Source organism: Pseudomonas sp. GM30 (assembly GCF_000282275.2).
Taxonomy (GTDB): Bacteria; Pseudomonadota; Gammaproteobacteria; order Pseudomonadales; family Pseudomonadaceae; genus Aquipseudomonas.
This window is the reverse complement of sequence record NZ_AKJP02000029.1, coordinates 128,614-150,715: the sequence shown is the minus strand read 5'-3', so window position 1 is coordinate 150,715 and position 22,102 is coordinate 128,614. Positions and strand designations below refer to the sequence as shown.

The 22,102-nt window shown below is 58.2% G+C and carries 21 protein-coding genes; 3 read left to right on the top strand and 18 right to left on the bottom strand.

Annotated elements, in window-relative coordinates; all coding sequences use genetic code 11:
• Window positions 1-34: 34 nt before the first annotated feature.
• The 18 genes from PMI25_RS22385 to mnmG form a co-directional block, all read right to left on the bottom strand.
• Window positions 35-661, bottom strand: coding sequence for a glutathione S-transferase family protein (locus tag PMI25_RS22385; protein WP_007960792.1), 627 nt, complete (start codon window positions 659-661; stop codon window positions 35-37).
• A gap of 102 nt (window positions 662-763) precedes the next feature.
• Window positions 764-1,690, bottom strand: a complete 927-nt coding sequence (locus tag PMI25_RS22380) for a LysR family transcriptional regulator (protein ID WP_007960790.1) — start codon at window positions 1,688-1,690, stop codon at window positions 764-766.
• Window positions 1,691-1,765: 75 nt separating this feature from the next.
• Window positions 1,766-3,598, bottom strand: coding sequence for a glutamine--fructose-6-phosphate transaminase (isomerizing) (gene glmS / locus PMI25_RS22375; protein ID WP_007960788.1), 1,833 nt, complete (start codon window positions 3,596-3,598; stop codon window positions 1,766-1,768).
• A 2-nt stretch (window positions 3,599-3,600) separates the two neighbouring features.
• Window positions 3,601-4,380: a DeoR/GlpR family DNA-binding transcription regulator gene (locus PMI25_RS22370; RefSeq protein ID WP_177325738.1), complete on the bottom strand. Its 780-nt coding sequence runs from the start codon at window positions 4,378-4,380 to the stop codon at window positions 3,601-3,603.
• A 157-nt stretch (window positions 4,381-4,537) separates the two neighbouring features.
• Window positions 4,538-5,905: a bifunctional UDP-N-acetylglucosamine diphosphorylase/glucosamine-1-phosphate N-acetyltransferase GlmU gene (gene glmU, locus PMI25_RS22365; protein WP_007960784.1), complete on the bottom strand. Its 1,368-nt coding sequence runs from the start codon at window positions 5,903-5,905 to the stop codon at window positions 4,538-4,540.
• Between the two features lie 117 nt (window positions 5,906-6,022).
• Complete coding sequence (locus PMI25_RS22360) at window positions 6,023-6,448, bottom strand: F0F1 ATP synthase subunit epsilon (protein ID WP_007954164.1); 426 nt, start codon at window positions 6,446-6,448, stop codon at window positions 6,023-6,025.
• A 45-nt stretch (window positions 6,449-6,493) separates the two neighbouring features.
• Complete coding sequence (gene atpD / locus PMI25_RS22355) at window positions 6,494-7,873, bottom strand: F0F1 ATP synthase subunit beta (RefSeq protein WP_007911961.1); 1,380 nt, start codon at window positions 7,871-7,873, stop codon at window positions 6,494-6,496.
• Window positions 7,874-7,900: 27 nt separating this feature from the next.
• Window positions 7,901-8,761, bottom strand: coding sequence for a F0F1 ATP synthase subunit gamma (gene atpG / locus PMI25_RS22350; RefSeq protein WP_007960781.1), 861 nt, complete (start codon window positions 8,759-8,761; stop codon window positions 7,901-7,903).
• A gap of 50 nt (window positions 8,762-8,811) precedes the next feature.
• On the bottom strand, window positions 8,812-10,356 hold the full coding sequence (gene atpA / locus PMI25_RS22345; RefSeq protein WP_007960780.1) for a F0F1 ATP synthase subunit alpha: 1,545 nt from the start codon (window positions 10,354-10,356) through the stop codon (window positions 8,812-8,814).
• Between the two features lie 21 nt (window positions 10,357-10,377).
• Window positions 10,378-10,914, bottom strand: coding sequence for a F0F1 ATP synthase subunit delta (locus PMI25_RS22340; protein WP_007911956.1), 537 nt, complete (start codon window positions 10,912-10,914; stop codon window positions 10,378-10,380).
• Window positions 10,915-10,926: 12 nt separating this feature from the next.
• A complete protein-coding gene (locus tag PMI25_RS22335; protein WP_007954149.1) occupies window positions 10,927-11,397 on the bottom strand; it encodes a F0F1 ATP synthase subunit B in 471 nt (156 codons plus the stop codon).
• Window positions 11,398-11,456: 59 nt separating this feature from the next.
• Window positions 11,457-11,714, bottom strand: a complete 258-nt coding sequence (gene atpE / locus PMI25_RS22330) for a F0F1 ATP synthase subunit C (RefSeq protein WP_003097235.1) — start codon at window positions 11,712-11,714, stop codon at window positions 11,457-11,459.
• A 133-nt stretch (window positions 11,715-11,847) separates the two neighbouring features.
• Window positions 11,848-12,717 carry a F0F1 ATP synthase subunit A gene (gene atpB, locus PMI25_RS22325; protein WP_007960779.1) on the bottom strand — a complete coding sequence of 290 codons (870 nt, stop codon included), beginning with the start codon at window positions 12,715-12,717 and terminating at the stop codon, window positions 11,848-11,850.
• Between the two features lie 16 nt (window positions 12,718-12,733).
• A complete protein-coding gene (locus PMI25_RS22320; RefSeq protein ID WP_003229783.1) occupies window positions 12,734-13,141 on the bottom strand; it encodes a F0F1 ATP synthase subunit I in 408 nt (135 codons plus the stop codon).
• A 148-nt stretch (window positions 13,142-13,289) separates the two neighbouring features.
• Complete coding sequence (locus tag PMI25_RS22315; protein ID WP_007960777.1) at window positions 13,290-14,162, bottom strand: ParB/RepB/Spo0J family partition protein; 873 nt, start codon at window positions 14,160-14,162, stop codon at window positions 13,290-13,292.
• A gap of 9 nt (window positions 14,163-14,171) precedes the next feature.
• Entirely contained in the window at window positions 14,172-14,969 is a 798-nt protein-coding gene (locus PMI25_RS22310; RefSeq protein WP_003229787.1) for a ParA family protein, read from the bottom strand.
• Between the two features lie 18 nt (window positions 14,970-14,987).
• Window positions 14,988-15,632: a 16S rRNA (guanine(527)-N(7))-methyltransferase RsmG gene (gene rsmG / locus PMI25_RS22305; RefSeq protein ID WP_007960776.1), complete on the bottom strand. Its 645-nt coding sequence runs from the start codon at window positions 15,630-15,632 to the stop codon at window positions 14,988-14,990.
• A complete protein-coding gene (gene mnmG, locus PMI25_RS22300; protein WP_007960775.1) occupies window positions 15,629-17,527 on the bottom strand; it encodes a tRNA uridine-5-carboxymethylaminomethyl(34) synthesis enzyme MnmG in 1,899 nt (632 codons plus the stop codon). Before mnmG ends, rsmG begins: the two co-directional genes overlap by 4 nt.
• Before the next feature lie 568 nt (window positions 17,528-18,095).
• Here mnmG and PMI25_RS22295 point away from each other — a divergent pair.
• The 3 genes from PMI25_RS22295 to PMI25_RS22285 all read left to right on the top strand — a co-directional run bounded on the left by PMI25_RS22295 (window position 18,096) and on the right by PMI25_RS22285 (window position 22,102).
• Window positions 18,096-18,602 (top strand): sigma-70 family RNA polymerase sigma factor, encoded by a 507-nt coding sequence (locus PMI25_RS22295; RefSeq protein ID WP_007960774.1) that lies wholly within the window; start codon window positions 18,096-18,098, stop codon window positions 18,600-18,602.
• Entirely contained in the window at window positions 18,602-19,549 is a 948-nt protein-coding gene (locus tag PMI25_RS22290; RefSeq protein WP_007960773.1) for a FecR domain-containing protein, read from the top strand. The genes PMI25_RS22295 and PMI25_RS22290 overlap by 1 nt, the downstream gene beginning before the upstream one ends.
• Window positions 19,550-19,666: 117 nt before the next feature.
• Entirely contained in the window at window positions 19,667-22,102 is a 2,436-nt protein-coding gene (locus PMI25_RS22285; protein ID WP_007960772.1) for a TonB-dependent siderophore receptor, read from the top strand.

Sequence of the window (22,102 nt, the reverse complement as noted above, 5' to 3'; positions counted from 1 at the left end):
ATTGTGGATAACTCGATCGGATCGGGCCGAACCTTCAGGCCGTCTTCTGCAGACCGGCGACCGTGCGCGGCATGCCGACAAAACCGGGCAAGGCTTCGACACGCGCCAGCCAGGCACGCACGTTGGCGTAGTCGTCCAGCGACACATTGCCTTCCGGCGCATGGGCGATGTAGCTGTAGGCGGACACATCGGCGATGGTCGGCTCGCTGCCGGCCAGATACGGGGTCTTGCCCAGCTCCACCTCCATCACCTTGAGCAGGTTATGCGCACGGGTAATCGCTTCTTCAGCATTTAACTGTGCGCCAAACACCGTCACCAATCGTGCAGCAGCAGGTCCGAAAGCAATCGGCCCGGCAGCGGCCGACAACCAGCGCTGTACTCGTGCCGCACCGACCGGATCGGTTGGCAACCAACGACCGTGGCCGTACTTCTGCGCCAGATACACCAGAATCGCGTTGGAGTCGGCCAGCACCACACCGTCATCGTCAATCGCCGGCACCTGACCGAAACTGTTGATCGCCAGATACGGCGCCTGCTTGTGCTCGCCCTTGGCCAGATCGACCAGGATCAATTCGGCCGGCAACTGCAGCAGGGACAGCATCAGCTCTACCCGATGGGCGTGGCCGGAACGCGGGAAGTTGTAGAGTTTGATCGCTTGCATGGTCGACTCCGCTGAAGAAGGCGCCGTTCGGGATGGCAGCGCCGATGGAGGCCATCTTCCCCTCATCCTTAGAGCAACAGAATCACCAGCAATCGCAATCGATTATTTCACTGGATGAAATAACGCAGCGTTCTGCAGCGCCGGATGCTCGCGCAAGGCCTTCACCGCATGGTCGACAAAACTGCGCACCCGCACCGGCGCCTTGCGTCCGCCCTGATACACCACATGAATCGGCAGCGGTGGCAGTTCGAAATCGGCGAGGACAATTTCCAGTTCACCGGAGGCCACCTTGCCGGCGACCTGATAGGACAACACTCGCGTCAGTCCCAACCCCAGGCAGGCCGCAGTAATCGCCGCCTGGTTGGCGGTGACCACTAGCCGAGGCTCGGGTCGCACGCTGAGCGCTTCGCCCTGATCCATAAACGGCCAGTTGCGTAACTGGCCGATGGCCGAGGTCGCCACCACCGGCGCACCGGCCAGTGCCTGCGGATGCTCGGGGCGGCCGTGTCGAGCCAGATAGGCCGGCGAACCACAGATCACCCGCCGTACTTCGCCGACCCGGATCGCGTGCTGATTGCTGTCCGGCAACTCACCGATACGCACCGCGACATCGATGCCCTCCTCGACCATGCTCACCACCCGATCGACCAACAGCGCATTGATCGATACGTCTGGATACTGCGTCAGATAACTGGTCATCAGGGGCGTGACAAACAACTCACCGAACAATACCGGCGCGGTCACCGTCAATTGCCCACGGGGCTGGGCGTGACTGCCGGCCGCCGAATCCTCGGCTTCCTGCACCTCGGCGAGAATTCTCCGACAGTCTTCCAGATAACGCTGACCGGCCTCACTAAGGTGCACAGTGCGCGTGGTGCGAATCAGCAACTGCGTACCGATGCGCTGCTCCAGCGCCGCCACGGCGCGGGTGACACTGGCCGCTGACAAGCCAAGACGCCGCGCCGCCGCCGAGAAGCCCTGCTCTTGGGCCACGGTGGCGAAGATCTGCATTTCCTGGAAGCGGTCCATGGGTGTCCTCGATTCAGATACAAAAATCGCAGCCGAGGCTGCGATCTTTGCGGGTCAGTGTCAGCTGTGGATAACTTATTCCACCGTCACCGACTTCGCCAGGTTGCGTGGCTGGTCGACGTCGGTGCCCTTTAGCACGGCGACGTAGTACGACAGCAGCTGCAGCGGGACGGTGTACAGGATCGGCGAGAGGATGTCGTGGATGTGCGGCATCTGCACCACGTGGGTGCCTTCGCCGTTGGTCATCCCGGCCTTCTCGTCAGCGAACACGATCAGTTCACCGCCACGGGCGCGGACTTCCTGCAGGTTGGACTTGAGCTTCTCCAGCAGTTCGTTGTTCGGCGCCACGGTGACCACCGGCATGTCGTTATCCACAAGCGCCAGCGGGCCGTGCTTCAGCTCACCGGCCGGATAGGCTTCGGCGTGGATATAGGAGATTTCCTTGAGCTTCAAGGCGCCCTCCATTGCGACCGGGAACTGCGCGCCACGGCCAAGGAACAGGGTGTGATTCTTCTCGGCGAACAGTTCGGCGATTTTTTCCACCGTGCTGTCCATCGCCAGCGCTTCGCCCAGACGGGTCGGCAGGCGACGCAACTCTTCCACCAGCGTGGCTTCAACGTCTTTGCCGAGCGTGCCGCGTACCTGACCCAGAGACAGGGTCAGCAGGAGCAGGCCAACCAGTTGTGTGGTGAACGCCTTGGTCGAGGCTACGCCGATTTCGCGACCGGCCTGGGTCAGCAGGGTCAGGTCGGACTCACGCACAAGCGAACTGATGCCCACATTGCAGATTGCCAGGCTGGCGAGGAAGCCCAGCTCTTTGGCGTTGCGCAGCGCGGCCAGGGTGTCGGCAGTTTCGCCGGACTGCGAGATGGTGACGAACAGGGTGTCCGGCTGCACCACCACCTTGCGGTAGCGGAATTCACTGGCGACTTCGACCTGGCACGGAATGCCGGCCAGTTCTTCGAGCCAGTAACGCGCAACCATACCGGCGTGGTAGCTGGTACCGCAGGCGACGATCTGCACGTTGCGCACTTTGGCAAACAGTTCGGCAGCCTGTGGACCGAAGGCCTGCACCAGTACTTGATTGTTGCTCAGGCGACCTTCGAGGGTACGCTGCACCACGACCGGCTGTTCGTGGATTTCCTTGAGCATGTAATGACGAAACTCGCCCTTGTCGGCGGCTTCGGCACCGTCGCTGTACTGTACGGTCTGGCGCTCGACGGCGTTGCCGTTGACGTCCCAGATCTGCACGTTATCGCGGCGAATTTCGGCGATATCGCCTTCTTCCAGGTACATGAAGCGGTCAGTCACCTGGCGCAGGGCCAATTGGTCGGAGGCGAGGAAGTTCTCGCCCAGACCCAGACCGATCACCAACGGGCTGCCACTGCGCGCGGCAACCAGGCGATCCGGTTGTTGTGCGTTGATCACGGCCAGACCGTAGGCACCGTGCAGTTCTTTGACCGTGGCTTTCAGCGCGACGGTCAGGTCAGGCTGATCCTTGAGTTTATGGCTCAGCAGGTGCGCGATGACTTCGGTGTCAGTGTCCGAAGTGAACACGTAACCCAGCGCTTTCAGTTGCTCACGCAGGGCTTCGTGGTTCTCGATGATGCCGTTGTGCACCACGGCGATATCACCGGAGAAATGCGGGTGCGCGTTGCGCTCGCAAGGTGCACCGTGGGTCGCCCAACGTGTGTGGGCGATACCGAGACGGCCAACCAGCGGCTGTGCGGCCAGCGCCGCTTCCAGCTCGCTGACCTTGCCCGGACGGCGCATGCGCTCGAGCTTTTCATCGTTGGTGAAAACTGCCACACCGGCGCTGTCATAGCCGCGGTATTCAAGGCGCTTGAGGCCTTCAAGCAGGATGGCGGTGATATTACGTTCAGCTACTGCGCCGACAATTCCACACATGCTTATTTCTCCTGACTGACAGCCGCGCAAATCACGGTGATACCGCGGGCCTGAATCTGATCGCGCGCATCTTCAGGCAGGCGATCATCGGTAATGAGGGTATGAACGCTGCTCCACGGCAGCTCCAGGTTGGGAATCTTGCGGCCGATCTTGTCGGCCTCGACCATCACGATCACTTCCCGCGCCACGTCGGCCATCACCCGGCTCAGACCGAGCAACTCGTTGAACGTGGTGGTGCCGCGCACCAGATCGATGCCATCGGCGCCGATAAACAACTGGTCGAAGTCGTAAGAGCGTAGTACCTGCTCGGCCACCTGGCCCTGGAAGGACTCCGAATGTGGATCCCAGGTGCCGCCGGTCATCAGCAGCACCGGCTCGTGTTCGAGTTCGCTCAAGGCGTTGGCGACATGCAGGGAGTTGGTCATGACCACCAGACCCGGCTGCTGGCCAAGTTCGGGAATCATCGCGGCAGTGGTGCTACCACTGTCGATGATGATGCGGGCGTGTTCGCGGATGCGTTTGACGGCAGCACGGGCAATCGCCTGTTTGTACTTCGAAACGCTTTGGCCAGGTTCCGCGACCAGTTCATGCGGCATGGTGATCGCCCCGCCGTACCGGCGCAGCAACAGACCATGGCTTTCCAGCGCAGCCAGATCCTTGCGGATCGTAACTTCCGAGGTTTCGAAGCGCTTGGCCAGTTCATCCACACTGACTTCACCCTGCTCATTGAGCAAGGCGAGGATATTGTGTCGGCGTTGCGGCGTGTTGCGTTTCGACATGATGGCCTAAGTTTCGATTCGAAAGATAACGGAAGCAATCAAAACCTATTGCCTTTCAATCGTCAAGCTCAGGTCATAAAAAAATCGCAGCGCCCCGGGATCCAGTGTAGGAGCTGCCGAAGGCTGCGATCTTTTGATGGTAAAGCCCGCTGTGGATAACTCAGCTCTTCTTGATCTTCTCCGGCCGCTTCCAGCCGTCGATATTTTTCTGCCGCGCCCGACCAACAGCCAACTGCGCGTTATCCACATTCTGCGTAATGGTCGAGCCAGCCGCAGTGGTTGCCCCCGACGAGATATCCACAGGCGCGACCAACGAGTTGTTGGAGCCGATGAACACGTCCTCGCCCAACACGGTTTTCCACTTGTTGGCGCCATCGTAATTGCAGGTAATGGTGCCCGCGCCAATGTTGGTACGTGCGCCAATTTCCGCGTCGCCCAGATAGGTCAGATGCCCGGCCTTGGCGCCCTCGCCCATGCGGGCATTTTTCAGTTCGACAAAGTTACCCACATGCGCACGTGCTTCGAGCACCGTGCCCGGGCGCAGACGGGCAAATGGACCGGCATCACTGCCTTCGCCAAGAATTGCGCCTTCGATGTGACTGTTGGCTTTGATCACCACGCCTTTGCGCAGGGTAGTGTCCTTGATCACGCAGTTCGGGCCGATCACCACGTCGTCCTCGATGACAACATTACCTTCAAGAATCACGTTGACGTCAATCAGCACATCGCGACCGACGGTGACTTCGCCACGCACATCGAAACGCGCCGGATCACGCAGGGTCACGCCTTGCGCCATCAGGCGGCGACCGGCGCGCAACTGGTAATGCCGCTCCAGCTCGGAGAGTTGCTTGCGATCGTTGGCGCCCTGCACTTCCATCGGGTCGTGCGGTTGTTCGGTGGCCACTACCAAACCATCGCTGACCGCCATTTCGATCACGTCGGTCAGGTAGTACTCGCCCTGTGCGTTGTTGTTCGACAGGCGGCTCATCCAGTCGGCCAGGCGATTGGCCGGGACGGCGAGAATGCCGGTGTTGCCTTCAGTGATTGCGCGCTGGGCTTCGCTGGCATCTTTATGCTCGACGATGGCAGCGACCTTCCCGTCAGCGTTGCGCACGATGCGGCCGTAACCGGTCGGGTCTTCCAGCTCGACGGTCAGCAGGCCCATCTGGCCCGGTACGACGTGCTTGAGCAGGCGCTGCAGGGTTTCAACTTCGATCAACGGCACGTCGCCGTAGAGAATCAGCACGGTGTCGGCGCTGATGAACGGCACAGCCTGAGCCGTTGCATGACCAGTGCCCAATTGCTGGTCCTGCAGCACGAAATTCAGATCGTCAGCCGCCAGACGCTCACGCACCACATCGGCACCGTGGCCGATCACCACATGAATGCGTTGTGGATCGAGCTGCCGTGCGCTGTGGATAACATGCCCAAGCATGGAATTGCCGGCAACCGGGTGCAGCACTTTCGGCAACGCCGAACGCATACGGGTACCTTGACCGGCCGCGAGGATAACGATTTCGAGAGACATGACTGGCTACCAATCCTGGGTGGTCAGCAACTGCGACCGGGTTGTTAAAATCGGAAAAGAAAAAAGGGTAGCCGAGGCTACCCTTTTTTATCAATCGCACAACAAGTGGCTGACGGATTAACCGCCAAACTTCTTGCGGATCTGCTGGACGGTGCGCAGCTGAGCTGCAGCCTCGGCCAGACGTGCGGACGCAGCTCCGTAGTCGAAATCTGCGCTCTTCTCGTGCAGAGCAGCTTCGGCAGCCTTGAGAGCTGCCTGGGCTTGAGCTTCATCCAGGTCGGCGGCACGTTGCACGGTATCGGCAAGCACCTTGACCATGTTCGGCTGAACCTCGAGGAAACCACCGGAGATGTAGAACACCTCCGCTTCCCCGCCTTGCTTGATCAGGCGGATCGGACCTGGCTTCAGATTAGTGATCAGCGGCGCGTGACCCAGAGCGATACCAAGATCACCCAGTGCACCGTGCGCAATCACCATCTCGACCAGGCCGGAAAAGATTTCCCCTTCCGCGCTGACGATATCGCAATGGACTGTCATAGCCATCTGATTGCCTCAACCTAAATTAGCGCCCGTTGCCGGGCGCCGGGATTACAGTTTCTTGGCTTTCTCGATCGCTTCTTCGATGCCGCCAACCATGTAGAACGCTTGTTCTGGCAGGTGGTCGTAGTCACCGTTGAGGATGCCTTTGAAGCCAGCAATGGTGTCTTTCAGGGAAACGTATTTACCCGAAGCACCGGTGAAGACTTCAGCCACGAAGAACGGCTGCGACAAGAAGCGCTGGATCTTACGAGCACGGTTTACCAACTGCTTGTCGGCTTCCGACAGCTCGTCCATACCCAGGATCGCGATGATGTCCTTCAGCTCTTTGTAACGTTGCAGAACGTACTGAACGCCGCGAGCGGTGTCGTAGTGGTCCTGGCCGATTACGTTCGGGTCCAGCTGGCGCGAAGTCGAATCCAGTGGATCTACCGCTGGGTAGATACCCAGGGAAGCGATGTCACGGGACAGAACGACGGTGGCGTCCAAGTGGGCGAAGGTGGTCGCTGGCGACGGGTCGGTCAAGTCATCCGCAGGTACGTATACCGCTTGGATCGAAGTGATCGAACCTTCCTTGGTCGAAGTGATACGTTCTTGCAGAACGCCCATCTCTTCAGCCAGGGTCGGCTGGTAACCTACTGCCGAAGGCATACGGCCCAGCAGTGCGGATACTTCAGTACCGGCCAGGGTGTAACGATAGATGTTGTCGACGAACAGCAGAACGTCGTTACCTTCGTCACGGAACTTCTCGGCCATGGTCAGGCCGGTCAGTGCTACGCGCAGACGGTTACCCGGCGGCTCGTTCATCTGACCGTAAACCAGTGCCACTTTGTCCAGAACGTTGGAATCCTTCATCTCGTGGTAGAAGTCGTTACCCTCACGAGTACGCTCACCCACACCGGCGAACACGGAATAACCGCTGTGCTCGATGGCGATGTTACGGATCAGTTCCATCATGTTTACGGTTTTGCCTACACCGGCACCACCGAACAGACCGACTTTACCGCCCTTGGCAAACGGGCAAACCAGGTCGATAACCTTGATGCCGGTTTCCAGCAGGTCGTTGCCGCCTGCCTGTTCAGCGAACGAAGGTGCTGGACGGTGAATGCCCCAACGCTCTTCGGTGTCGATCGGACCTGCTTCGTCGATCGGGTTACCCAGAACGTCCATGATCCGGCCCAGGGTCGCTTTACCGACCGGTACGGAGATGGCTGCGCCGGAATCGGTAACTTCCAGACCGCGCTTCAAGCCCTCGGTGGAACCCATCGCAATGGTGCGAACCACGCCGTCGCCCAGCTGTTGCTGAACTTCCAGAGTGGTTTCGGCCGCGCTCACTACTTTCAGCGCGTTGTAGATGCTCGGTACGCTGTCGCGTGGAAATTCCACGTCGATAACGGCGCCGATGATTTGAACGATACGTCCGCTACTCATAGCTGGATCCTCTGAATATTTGAACCGTTAAACCGCGGCAGCGCCGCCGACGATTTCCGAGATCTCTTGGGTGATCGCAGCCTGACGCGCCTTGTTGTAGATCAGCTGCAAATCGCTGATCAAATCACCGGCGTTGTCGGTAGCGTTCTTCATCGCGATCATCCGCGCAGCTTGTTCAGCCGCGTTGTTCTCGACCACCGCCTGGTAGACCTGCGACTCGACGTAACGGACCATCAAGCCGTCAAGCAGCTCTTTGGCATCCGGTTCGTAGAGATAGTCCCAGTGGTGCTTGAGATCCTGATCCGGGGTGGCCACCAGTGGAATCAACTGCTCCACGGTAGGCTGTTGCGTCATGGTGTTGATGAACTTGTTGGACACCACGGACAGGCGGTCAATACGGCCATCCAGGTAGGCATCCAGCATCACCTTGACGCTGCCGATCAGATCATTGATCGACGGCTCTTCACCCAGGTGGCTGATAGCTGCAACGACGTTACCGCCGAAGTTACGGAAAAAGGCCGCACCCTTGCTACCAACGACACACAGATCAATCTCGACGCCGTTTTCGCGGTTTACCGCCATGTCCTTGACCAGGGCCTTGAACAGGTTGGTGTTCAAGCCACCGCACAGACCACGGTCACTGCTCACGACGACATAACCGACGCGCTTTACTTCGCGGTCGATCATGAACGGGTGGCGGTATTCCGGGTTGGCGTTGGCCAGATGCCCAATTACCTGGCGGATACGCTCCGCATAAGGACGGCTAGCAGCCATGCGCATTTGTGCCTTGCGCATTTTGCTGACCGCCACTTTTTCCATGGCGCTGGTAATTTTTTGCGTGCTTTTGATGCTCGCAATCTTACTGCGAATCTCTTTTGCGCCTGCCATGTAACACCTATCAGGTTAGCAAGCGGGAGCCTCACGGCTCCCGCTGCGGCTTACCAGGTTTGGGTGGCCTTGAACTTCTCGATACCGGCTTTCATGCCAGCGTCGATTTCGTCATTGAAGTCACCTTTAACGTTGATCTTGGCCATCAAATCGGCGTGATCGCGGTTGAAGAAAGCAATCAGCGCTTGTTCGAAGCTGCCGATCTTGGCGATTTCAATGTCAGTCAGGAACCCACGCTCAGCGGCATACAGCGACAGCGCCATGTCAGCGATCGACATTGGTGCGTATTGCTTCTGCTTCATCAGCTCGGTAACGCGCTGACCATGCTCAAGTTGCTTGCGGGTCGCTTCGTCCAGGTCAGAAGCGAACTGGGCGAATGCCGCCAGTTCACGGTACTGAGCCAGAGCGGTACGGATACCACCGGACAGCTTCTTGATGATCTTGGTCTGAGCGGCACCACCCACACGGGATACCGAAACACCGGCGTTCACTGCAGGGCGGATGCCCGAGTTGAACATGGCCGATTCCAGGAAGATCTGACCGTCGGTGATGGAAATCACGTTGGTCGGAACGAACGCGGAAACGTCGCCAGCCTGGGTTTCGATGATCGGCAGTGCGGTCAGGGAACCGGTTTTGCCGGTCACTGCGCCGTTGGTGAACTTCTCTACGTACTCTTCCGAAACGCGGGATGCGCGCTCCAGCAGACGGGAGTGGAGATAGAACACGTCGCCTGGGTAAGCTTCACGGCCTGGTGGACGGCGCAGCAGCAGGGAAATCTGGCGGTAAGCCACTGCTTGCTTGGACAGATCGTCATAAACGATCAGCGCGTCTTCACCGCGGTCGCGGAAGAATTCACCCATGGTGCAACCGGAGTACGGTGCCAGGAACTGCAGCGCAGGAGATTCCGAAGCACTGGCAGCCACGATGATCGTGTTGGCCAGGGCGCCGTTTTCTTCCAGCTTGCGAACCACGTTGGCGATGGTCGATTGCTTCTGACCGATGGCTACGTAGACGCAGAAAATGCCGCTGTCTTTCTGGTTGATGATCGCGTCGATCGCCAGAGCGGTTTTACCGATCTGACGGTCACCGATGATCAGCTCACGCTGGCCACGGCCGACAGGGATCATGGCATCGACAGCCTTGTAGCCAGTCTGTACAGGCTGGTCTACCGACTTACGCCAGATCACGCCTGGAGCAACTTTCTCGACCGCGTCGGTCTCGGTGTTGCCCAGTGGACCTTTGCCGTCAACAGGGTTACCCAGTGCGTCGACTACGCGACCCAGCAGTTCCTTACCAACCGGAACTTCGAGGATGCGGCCGGTGCACTTGGCGCTCATGCCTTCAGCCAGAGACTGGTAGGAGCCCAATACAACGGCACCTACGGAGTCTTGCTCCAGGTTGAGGGCCATACCGTAGACGCCGCCCGGAAACTCGATCATCTCGCCGTACATGACTTCGGCCAGACCGTGAATCCGCACGATGCCGTCAGATACGCTGACGACAGTGCCTTCGTTACGGGCTTGGGAGGTCACATCGAGCTTGTCGATGCGGCCCTTGATAATTTCACTTATTTCGGAAGGATTGAGTTGCTGCATTGCTCTGCTGCCCCTTCAAACTCAAGATTTCAATGCTTCGGCAAGTTTCGCGATTTTGCCGCGAATCGAGCCATCGATAACCAGGTCGCCGGCGCGGATAACGACACCACCTATAAGGGCAGCATCCTCCGCAACTTGCAGGCGCACTTCCCGGTTGAGTCGTGCACTGAGAACCTTGGCGAGTTTGTCTTGCTGTTCTTGGTTCAATGCGAAAGCACTGGTCACTTCAACGTCTACCGACTTCTCTTGTTCGGCCTTGTACAGGTCGAAAAGAGCGGCGATCTCCGGCAGAAGCGGGAGACGGTCGTTTTCGGCAACGACATTGATGAAGTTCTGTGCCTTGGCATCAAACTTGTCGCCGCACACGTCAATGAACGTGGCGGCCTTTTCTGCGCTCGTCAGTCGCGGGGCCTTGAGCACGCGCTGCATGGTGTCGTCTTGCGACACCGCTGCAGCCAGGCCGAGCATGGCTGACCAATTGGCCAGTTGCTGGTGGGCCTGAGCGTGCTCGAAGGCCGCCTTAGCGTAAGGTCGGGCCAACGTGGTCAGTTCTGCCATGATCGCCCTCGCTTAGATTTCAGCAGCCAGTTGGTTAACCAGCTCTGCGTGCGCGTTTTGATCGATTGTGGCACCCAGGATCTTCTCGGCGCCGCCGACAGCCAGCAAGCCCACTTGGGCGCGCAGCTTGTCTTTGACACTGTTCAGTTCCTGTTCGATCTCGGCTTGAGCCTGAACCTTCACACGGTCAGCGTCGACACGGGCTTTTTCAACAGCCTCTTCGACAATCTGGTTACCGCGTTTCTTGGCTTGCTCGATGATTTCAGCTGCCTGAGCTTTCGCTTCGCGCAGTTGCTGACCCGCTTTCTCTTGGGCCAACTCCAGGTCGCGAGCTGCACGGCTGGCAGCGTCCAGACCATCAGCGATCTTCTTTTGACGTTCGTGCAGAGCAGCGATGACCGGAGGCCATACGAACTTCATGCAGAACAGTACAAAAATCAGGAACGCAACGGACTGGCCAATCAGGGTCGCATTAATGTTCACGCCAACACCTCGCAGTTACGTTGTCCATCACACCAAATTACTCGGAAGAATCCGGGTAATTAGCCAGCGATCTGACCAACGAACGGGTTCGCAAAGGTGAAGAACAGAGCGATACCAACACCGATCATGGTTACGGCGTCGAGCAGACCGGCAACGATGAACATTTTAACTTGCAGCATTGGAACCATTTCTGGCTGACGCGCTGCGCCTTCCAGGAACTTGCCGCCCAGCAGGCCGAAACCAATTGCGGTACCCAGTGCGCCCAGGCCGATCAACAGTGCAACAGCGATAGCGGTTAGACCAACTACAGTTTCCATCTTTCCTCCCGACTTTTACGTCGTATGGTTTAGGTTTTTTAGATTAAAGCGGTAAAACAAATCGTTTCAGAGGCCCGGTTAAGAGCCCCCTCCCGTTTGACCGGGAGGGACATCAGATCAGCCGAGGCTGCTCTTAATGGTTTTCTTCGTGCGCCATCGACAGGTAGACGATGGTCAGCATCATGAAGATGAACGCCTGCAGGGTGATGATCAGGATGTGGAACACCGCCCACGCCCACTGCAGAACAACGCCCAGGCCGCTCAGCCAGAGCAGGCCGCTGCCGAACATCACAGCGATCAGAATGAACACCAGCTCGCCGGCATACATGTTGCCGAACAGACGCAGAGCCAGGGAGATCGGCTTGGCGATCAGGGTCACGAATTCCAGCAGGAAGTTCACCGGGATCAGCAAGGCCTGAACGAAGATGTTCTTGCTGCCGAACGGGTGCAGGGTCAGTTCGCCGATGAAGCCGCCGATGCCCTTGACCTTGATGCTATAGAAAATGATCAGTGCGAAAACCGAGAACGCCATGCCCAGGGTCGCGTTCGGGTCGGTAGTCGACACGGCGCGGAACGGGATGTGGTGGTCGCCGGTGATCAGGATGGCCAGCTGAGGAATCCAGTCGACCGGTACCAGGTCGACGGCGTTCATCAGGAACACCCAGACGAAGATGGTCAGTGCCAGCGGTGCGATCACCGGGCTACGGCCATGGAAGCTGTCTTTCACGCTGCCATCGACGAATTCGACCAATACTTCAACGAAGTTCTGCAAAGCACCTGGCTGACCCGATGTCGCTTTCTTTGCCGCCATGCGGAAAAGGAAAACGAAGATCAGACCCAGCGCGACCGACCAGCCGAGGGTATCGACGTGGAAAGCCCAGAAGCCCATTTCCTTGGCTTCTGCTGCGGTATGGGCAAAGCCCCAGCCGCCGTTGGGTAGCTGACCGAAGGTCAGGTTCTGCAAGTGGTGCTGGATATAGCCCGAAGCGGTTGTTTCTGCCATGGTTGCCTCAAACGCCCTAAGGTCTCGAAAGTCTTGTTCTCATCAGCAGGGGAGCGAACCAGCTGACCGACTGAGTCAGCACGAAAGCGCCGAATACTGCGATCGGCGCCAATGGCTTCACACCTGCAAACACCAGTGCAAACAGCACTGCCGTCAAAATCAGTTTGCCTGCCTCGCCGGCATAAAATGACCGGACGATGGACTGGGCTGCTCGGGCGCCGGAAAACCGAAATGCCTTGTGAGCGAAATAAACATTGGGCAGCAAGGCTATCAGGCCTCCGCAAAGTCCCGAGTATCCGGCAACGACTCCGTGCCATTGCCAGAGCGCCAAAGCGGCAATGAGCAAAATGACAAATTGAGCCATCAACACCGGAAAAACCGCCAGGCGATGGAACGGCAGGCGGTTTGGCTTGCGGGTTTCCATCACGATTGCTCTCCAATGGTCGGCTGCCGAAATTCAATAACTTGGCATAATTTGTGCCGACAAAATGCGCGCAGAGTATAGGGGCGGTTCTGCCCCTATTCAACTGTCAGGTAGTGATTTCCGACTGCGCGCTACATGAGGAAATGTTTCAGCGGATGTGTGCGAGCACACCTTGAAGCTCATCGAGGGAGTTATAACCGATGACCAGCTGACCTTTTCCCTTCTTGCCGTGGCGAATCTGCACCGCAGAGCCTAGGCGCTCGGCCAGACGCTGTTCTAGCCGGGCAATATCCGGGTCAGGTTTGGCCGCTTCCACAGGCTCCGGTTTGCCACTCAACCACTGACGAACCAGTGCCTCGGTTTGGCGCACAGTCAGGCCGCGTGCGACAACATGTCGCGCCCCTTCCACCTGCTGATTGTCCGGCAGACCGAGCAAAGCCCGGGCGTGACCCATTTCCAGGTCGCCGTGGGACAGCATGGTCTTGATGACTTCCGGCAGTGCAATAAGTCGCAACAGGTTAGCCACAGTCACCCGGGACTTACCCACAGCCTCGGCAACCTGCTGTTGGGTGAGCTGGAATTCCTGCTGCAGACGCTGCAAGGCGACGGCTTCTTCGATCGGGTTCAGGTCTTCACGCTGGATGTTCTCGATCAGCGCAATGGCGATCGCGGTCTCGTCCGGCACATCACGGACCATCGCCGGGATGGTTTCCTGGCCGGCCTGCTGGCTGGCGCGCCAGCGGCGCTCACCGGCGATGATTTCGAAGCGGCCACCGCCAATCGGGCGCACCACGATCGGCTGCATCACGCCTTGCGCCTTGATCGACTGCGCCAGCTCTTCCAGCGCCTGTGGATCCATGTCACGGCGTGGCTGGTATTTGCCACGCTGCAGCAGATCCAGCGGCAGGTGTTGCAGTTCACGGGTATCGGCCTGCGCCGCCTGTTCTTCCAGCGCGCTGACGGTCGGACCACTCAGCAGTGCATCCAGTCCACGTCCGAGACCTCGTTTCTTGACGGCCATGGGGATTCCTTAAGTTGGCTGGGCAGCGGCGATGCGTGAATTTTTGCGCTGACGGCGAACCATCTCGCCCGCCAGGGCCAGGTAGGCCAGCGCGCCGCGCGATTGCTTGTCGTAGGCCAATGCCGGCATACCGTAGCTCGGCGCTTCGGCCAGACGAATGTTGCGCGGGATCACCGTGTCGTACAGCTGTTCGCCAAAGTGTTCCTTGAGCTGCGCCGAAACATCGTTCATCAGGCTCAGCCGCGGGTCGTACATGGTGCGCAGCAGACCTTCGACCTTGAGGTTCGGGTTCAGCAGTTCGGCAATGCGCTTGATGTTATCCACAAGGTCGCTCAAGCCTTCGAGCGCAAAGTACTCGCACTGCATGGGGATAATCACCCCGTCAGCGGCAACCAGTGCGTTCAGGGTGAGCATCGACAGCGACGGCGGGCAGTCGATCAGAATGTAATCGTAATTTTCACGGATCGGCGCCAGCGCGCTGCGCAGACGGCTTTCCTTCATCTGCATTTCCAGCAGCACCACTTCGGCCGCGGTCAGGTCGCGGTTGGCCGGCAGCAATTGATAACCGCCGTGCTCGGAGTAGTGCATGGCCTGTGCCAGATCGCATTCGCCGATCAGCAGGTCGTAGACCGAGTTTTCCAGGCCATGTTTATCCACACCGCTACCCATGGTGGCGTTGCCCTGTGGATCGAGATCGATCAACAGCACCCGGCGCTTGGTCGCGACCAGGGATGCTGCGAGGTTGATGCAGGTGGTGGTCTTGCCCACACCACCCTTCTGGTTCGCTATCGCGAATACCTTAGCCATTCTTGCTTGTGTTCCCAATCATGCCGTGCGGCGCAGTATCAGCAGATGGCGTTGGCCTTGGCAACCGGGTACGGCCAGGGCGTGTTCGCTATCGAGTTTGAAGTCTGCCGGCAATGCTACCAGCTCATCGGCCGGATGAACGCCCTTCATTGCCAGCCAGCGCGTGTCGGCATCGCCGAGGTGGCGAGTCCAGTTGGTGAAGTTTTCCATGCTGCTGAACGCCCGGGAAATGATCCCGTTGAATGGCTGGGCAGGCTGGAACGCTTCGACGCGGCTGTGGATAACTTGCAGGTTATCCAGTTTGAGTTCGAGTTTGACCTGAGTCAGGAAGCGGGTTTTCTTGCCGTTGCTGTCCAGACAGGTGACTTGCGAGTCCGGATACAGGATCGCCAGCGGAATGCCGGGCATGCCGCCGCCACTGCCAACGTCGAGCCAACGGCCGTTTTCGATGAACGACATCACGCTCAAGCTATCGAGCAGATGCCGCGAAACCATTTCATCGGGATCGCGCACCGCTGTCAGGTTGTAGGCCTGGTTCCATTTGATCAACAGGGCCAGATAACCCAGCAGCAATTCGTGCTGGGTTTCAGTGAGATTGACCTCGAGCGCGCGGGCTCCTGTGGATAACTCTTCGGCGTGTTGCGAAGTGACCTTAGAACTCAAGCGCTTTGCTCCAACTGACGGCCCGCGCCGCGTTTTTTCAAATGAATCATCAACAGCGAAATCGCCGCCGGGGTCACGCCCGGGATCCGCGAAGCCTGACCGAGCGTCTCCGGACGCGTCGCACCGAGCTTGCTCTGGATCTCCTTGGAGAGACCGGAAATGTTGGTGTAATCGATATCCACAGGCAGTTTCGTGTCTTCACTGGCGCGCAGACGGGCGATTTCATCCTGTTGACGGTCGATGTAACCGGCGTACTTGGTCTTGATCTCGACTTGTTCGGCGACCTGTGGATCTTCGGCGCCCTGCCCGGTCACTTCGACCAGACCAGCGTAGTCGATTTCCGGACGACTCAAGAGGTTGAGCAAGTTGTATTCGTGAGTCAGCGGCGTGCCGAATTTTTCCGCAATCGCATCGCCTTGCTGAGTGCCCGGGCGAACCCAGGTGCTTTTCAGGCGCTGCTCTTCGAGTTCGATGCTTTCGCGTTTCTTGCAGAACGCCGCCCATCGCGCGTCATCGACCAGACCCAGCTCGCGACCTTTTTCGGTCAGACGCAGGTCGGCGTTGTCTTCACGCAGGATCAGGCGGTACTCGGCACGGGAAGTGAACATGCGGTACGGCTCTTGGGTGCCGAGGGTGATCAGGTCGTCGACCAGCACACCGATGTACGCCTCATCGCGACGCGGGCACCAGGCTTCTTTGCCCTTCGCACGCAATGCGGCGTTGGCCCCGGCGAGCAAACCTTGCGCACCGGCTTCTTCGTAACCGGTGGTGCCGTTGATCTGGCCAGCGAAGAACAGACCGCCGATGACTTTGGTTTCCAGGCTGTACTTCAGATCGCGCGGGTCGAAGTAGTCGTACTCGATCGCATACCCCGGACGCACGATGTGCGCGTTTTCCATGCCGCGGATCGATTGCACGATCTGCAATTGCACGTCGAACGGCAAGCTTGTGGATATTCCGTTCGGGTACAGCTCATGGGTGGTCAGGCCTTCCGGCTCGATGAACACCTGATGGCTTTCCTTGTCGGCAAAGCGATGAATCTTGTCTTCGATCGACGGGCAGTAGCGCGGACCGATGCCCTCGATTTCGCCGGCAGCGGAATACATCGGCGAACGATCGAGGTTCGCCGCGATGATTTCGTGGGTGCGGGCGTTGGTATGGGTAATCCAGCAACTGACCTGGCGCGGATGTTGTTCCTTGTTGCCCATGAACGACATGACCGGGATCGGCGTATCGCCCGGTTGCTCGGTCATGACCGAGAAATCCACAGATTTGCCATCGATGCGCGGTGGCGTACCGGTTTTCAGGCGACCGACACGCAGCGGCAGTTCACGCAGACGATGTGCCAGGGCAATCGACGGCGGGTCACCGGCACGACCGCCGGAGAAATTCTGCAAACCGATGTGGATAAGTCCACCGAGGAACGTACCAGTGGTCAACACCACGGAATCGGCGAAGAACCGCAGACCCATTTGCGTGACAACACCGCGTACCTGGTCCTGCTCGACGATCAGGTCGTCAGCGGCCTGTTGAAATATCCACAGGTTCGGTTGGTTTTCCAGAATTTCGCGGACAGCGGCCTTGTACAGAATACGGTCGGCTTGCGCACGGGTGGCCCGTACGGCCGGACCTTTGCGGCTGTTCAATACGCGAAACTGGATGCCGCCCAGATCGGTAGCCATGGCCATCGCGCCGCCGAGGGCGTCAATTTCCTTGACCAAATGGCTTTTGCCAATGCCACCGATGGCCGGGTTGCAGCTCATGGCACCGAGGGTTTCCACGTTATGCGTCAGCAACAGGGTTTTTGCCCCCATACGTGCTGAGGCCAGTGCTGCCTCGGTACCGGCATGACCGCCGCCGATGACGATCACTTCAAAACGGGAAGGGAAATCCACCACGCACCTCGTGCCTGCTTAAGTAGGTATTCAGGAATAGTTTGAGATCAGGTTTCTGGACCTGGTCGACAAGTATAGGGACTTCGCCCTTCCTAAAGAACCCTTTGCACAAAATTTAACCAGCTGTGGAGAACTCGAGGTTAAAAGAATAAAAAAGAGAGAAATTTATAAAACCTTTGTTTTAATGCTTATTCTTACTGACCTACTTTTCTGTGGATAGATTGCTGCAGGCCTTATTATTCAATGTGTACAGAGTTTCAAAACCCTGTTATCAGGTCCTCGGGAGGCCCTTGGATAACCGGTTTAAGCCTGTGGATGAATGGGGTGGTTATCCACAGAGGCAGTTATATCCAGTTTTCACGCCCTGTTATCAACTGACCTCAGAGGCGGTTATTCACAGGGCTTAATCCACAGAAATTCAACCAGACGGTTTTTTCAGGACGCAGTAAAACGCCACCGAGAGATCGGAGACGAGCATGAAGTCGATAGGGGGATGTGACAGGGCTATTGTGAGAGAACGTAACAGAGGCTAATAATAGCCATTATCATTAACTCGTCAGTTTCTCCCATGTCCCTACCCGCCCATCATGCTGCGATCGAGCAAATCTACGAGCAACACCATTCGTGGCTGTATGGATGGCTCAAGGGCAAACTGCATGACGCCTGCGATGCTGCCGATGTCGCGCATGACACTTTCGTGCGGATCCTCGCGGCACGTAATGCGTCGCAGATTCGCGAACCGCGGGATTATCTGGCGACCATTGCACGCGGCCTCGTCATTGATCGCTATCGAAGACAGGCCATCGAAGTTGCCTACTTGCAGACCTTGGCTGCTCGACCAGAAGCCACCGCCATCAGCGAAGAAGACAAGGCGCTGATCATCGAAACCCTGATCGCTGTGGATAAAGCCTTGGCCGGTCTGGGCGCGCGAACCCAGAAGATCTTCATGCTTTCGCAGATCGACGGTCTGACTTATCAACAGATCGCTGTGCAGTTGCAGGTTTCCCTGACCACAGTAAAGAAGCACATGATCCGCGCCCTGACGGAATGTGCCCTGATCATGGCGCAGCGTTGATGCCCACTGCACCGAACCGCAAGGTTTTCGAAGCGGCTGCCAGTTGGTACGTGCAGTTTCAGGCCGATCCGCCGACCCTCGCCGATCAAAAAGCCTGGCAGCTGTGGATAGATAGCGATCCAGCGCATCTGGCGGCCTGGAACCAGATGGAACAACTGCAGCGTCAGCTCGGCATTTTGCCGCTGGATTTGAAACGTCGCGCACTGAATAGCGGCCAACAAAGGCGCCAGATCCTGAAATTATTACTGCTCGCGACAGGGACGGGGATCCTTGGCTGGAACGCCCAACAACATACCTCCCTTGGAAATGCCTGGGCTGATTACAAAACCGGCGTTGGCCAGCGTCGCAACATCTCATTGGCGGATGGCAGCCAGATCCAGCTCAATACCGATACGGCCATCGATGTGTCTTTCGACGCAACGCAACGGCTGATTCGTTTGCGCTCGGGTGAAATCCTCATTCAGACCGGCAAGCTCGGCGATCAGCGGCCGTTTTTGGTCGAAACCGGGGATGGCCGAATTCAAGCGTTGGGTACCCGTTTTTCTGTGCATAAGTTGTCGGGCTCAACGCGGGTCGGCGTGCTGGAAGATCGGGTCAGCGTGCAACCCGCTGACCAATCAACGAGCGCGATGATCCTGAAAGCAGGCGAAGGTGCGGATTTCGATAGTCGGCATATCGGGGTCCTTTACCCCTTTAAATCCTCGGCAGTAGCCTGGACCAACGGCCAGCTGATCGTGCTGGATGCGCGGCTGGGCGAGGTAATCGAAGAGCTGGGGCGTTATCGCAGCGGTGTTCTGCACTGCGATAGTCGTGCCCGGGATCTACGCGTATCCGGCACCTTTCGGCTCGATTCCACCGATGCTGTGCTGGCCAATCTTCAGGCCTCGTTACCGATCAACGTCCGCTACTTCACCCGTTACTGGGTCTCGATCAGCCATAGCGTCTGATTGAAAATCTCCTGGGGAAAAAAATCGAAAGCAGGGTTATCTTTTTTTGTCCTGACCCGGCCCTACAGGTAATCGCGATAAACGCGGCTCTTCGCCACCTTCAGGGCTTATCCACACATGCGTCTTCCCACGTTCCGTCAGCGTTTTTCCCACCACTGCATTGCCTACAGCCTACTGATGACCAGTGCCGCGTCCTGCCTGGCAATGACCCATAACGCCTTCGCGGCAACGGTCGCGCAGCGCTACACCATTGCTGCCGGCCCGCTGGACAATGCTTTGAGCCAATTCGCCTCCACTGCAAACGTGATTCTGTCGTTCTCGCCGCAGCAGACCAACCGTTTACGCAGTACCGGACTGAACGGCAACTTCACCGTCGAACAGGGATTCGCCCAACTGCTGCAAGGCTCCGGTCTGCAAGCCGTACCTCAGGCGCCGGGCAGCTACATTCTGCAGGCGCTGCCGACTGGTGACTCGCTGGAACTGGCACCGACCAACATCAATGGCCAGCTCGCCAACCCGATGGATCTGGATTATGCCGCCGACGTCGGCTACAAGGCGCAGAACAGCCGGATCGGTACGAAAACCAGCACGCCGTTGTCGGAAACACCACGTTCGGTGTCAGTCGTCACCGCACAGCGCATGAAAGATCAGAAATCTCAGACGCTCACCGAGGTACTCGGCTACGTTCCCGGCATCTTCGCCCCACCGTTTGCAGCGGGCGACAGTCTGGCCGGCGATCTGTTTTTCATTCGAGGTTTCAACGCGACCGATTACGGCTACGGCCTGCTGCGCGATGGCCTACGTGTGCAAGGTAACCGCTATGACACCAGCACCGAGCCTTACGGACTTGAACGAGTGGAAATTTTCCGCGGACCATCGTCCTTGCTCTATGGGGAAAACGCCCCGGGCGGCCTGGTGAATCTGGTGAGCAAGCGGCCGACCGCAGCTCCACGCGGCGAAGTGCAACTGGGTTATGGCTCGAATAATCGCCGGCAGATTGGCATCGATGTGTCCGGGCCGCTCAACGACAGCGGCAATGTGTTGGGACGAGTGGTGATGCTCGGACGCAAGTCAGACACCCAGACCGATCACGTACCGGATGACCGCATTTACATCGCCCCGTCGCTGACCCTGAATTTCGACGACTTCAACACCCTGACCCTGTTGGCCAACTACCAGAAAGATCACACCAATATGGAACTGGGTCTGCCGGCGGCCGGCACATTGCTGAGCAATCCCAACGGCAAGCTATCCAAAGGCACCATGCTTGGCGATTCGGACTGGAACACCTTCGAACGGGAAACCTGGAGCACCGGTTATGAGTTCAGCCATTCCTTCAACGATGACTGGCAGTTCCGCCAGAACTCGCGCTACATGCAGTCGCGGATCACCCGCCATGAAACCTGGCCGGGCAACCTCAATAACGCAGGCTTCGGCACGCGCCTGAACATGACCGCGTACGATCGCTTCAACAAATCCATGGTGTATTCGCTGGATAACCAACTGGAAGGCAGATTCCAGGTCGGCGAGCTGGAAAACACCGTGCTGTTCGGCGCCAGCTACGACCGCACTTCGTTCAATCAGGACTGGAATGCCGGCATCGTCGGGCCAATCGATATCTACAACCCGGTTTACTTGCGCGATCCGACTACACCGATTGCGGTGCAGAACACCTTGCTTGAGCAGCAGATGAAAGGTGTTTATGCACAGCTCCAGAGCAAGTATGACCACTGGCTGTTCCTGCTTGGCGGTCGTCAGGACTGGGTCGACAGTGACTTCCGCGACAAGGTGGCCAAGGGCAGCAACATCAGTTCCGAGGACAAGAAGTTCACCTACCAGGGCGGCGTGATGTACCAGTTCGACAACGGCATGACGCCGTATGTCAGCTATTCCACCTCGTTCGTGCCGGTGCAGCAGATATCCAATGCCGGCGCGCCGCTTGATCCGATCACCAGCAGCCAATACGAAGTGGGCCTCAAGTACGAACCGATCGGCTGGGATACCGCGTTCACCGCGTCGGTGTATGACCTGCGCAAAAAGGACGACACCTACTTCGACTCGACCACGTCGACCTACCGCCAGGTCGGCGAAAGCCGTTCCAAAGGCGTGGAACTGGAACTCAACAGCAATCTGACCCAGAACCTCAATGTGACAGCGGCGTACACCTACACCGACGCGCGGATTACCAAGGACGCGGCGACCTCGTTGGTCAAAGGCCACCAGATGACCGGCGTGCCGCGTAATCAGGCGTCGGTCTGGACCAAGTACCGTTTCCTCGATGGCGATTTGAAAGGTTTGTACGTGGGTGGCGGCGTGCGTTACTTCGACAGTGCCTTCGCCTACACCTCGCCTTCGCTGTACGGCAAGCTGGACGCCGGCGACGTCACGTTGGTAGATGCGGCGATCGGTTATCAGATCGACACGCACTGGAGCGTCGACCTGAACGCCAAGAACCTGTTCGACAGGGAATATGTGTCGGGATGCAACGATGCTGGCCGTTGCTATTGGGGTGAAGATCGCACCTTACTCGGTACGGTGTCTTACAACTGGTGA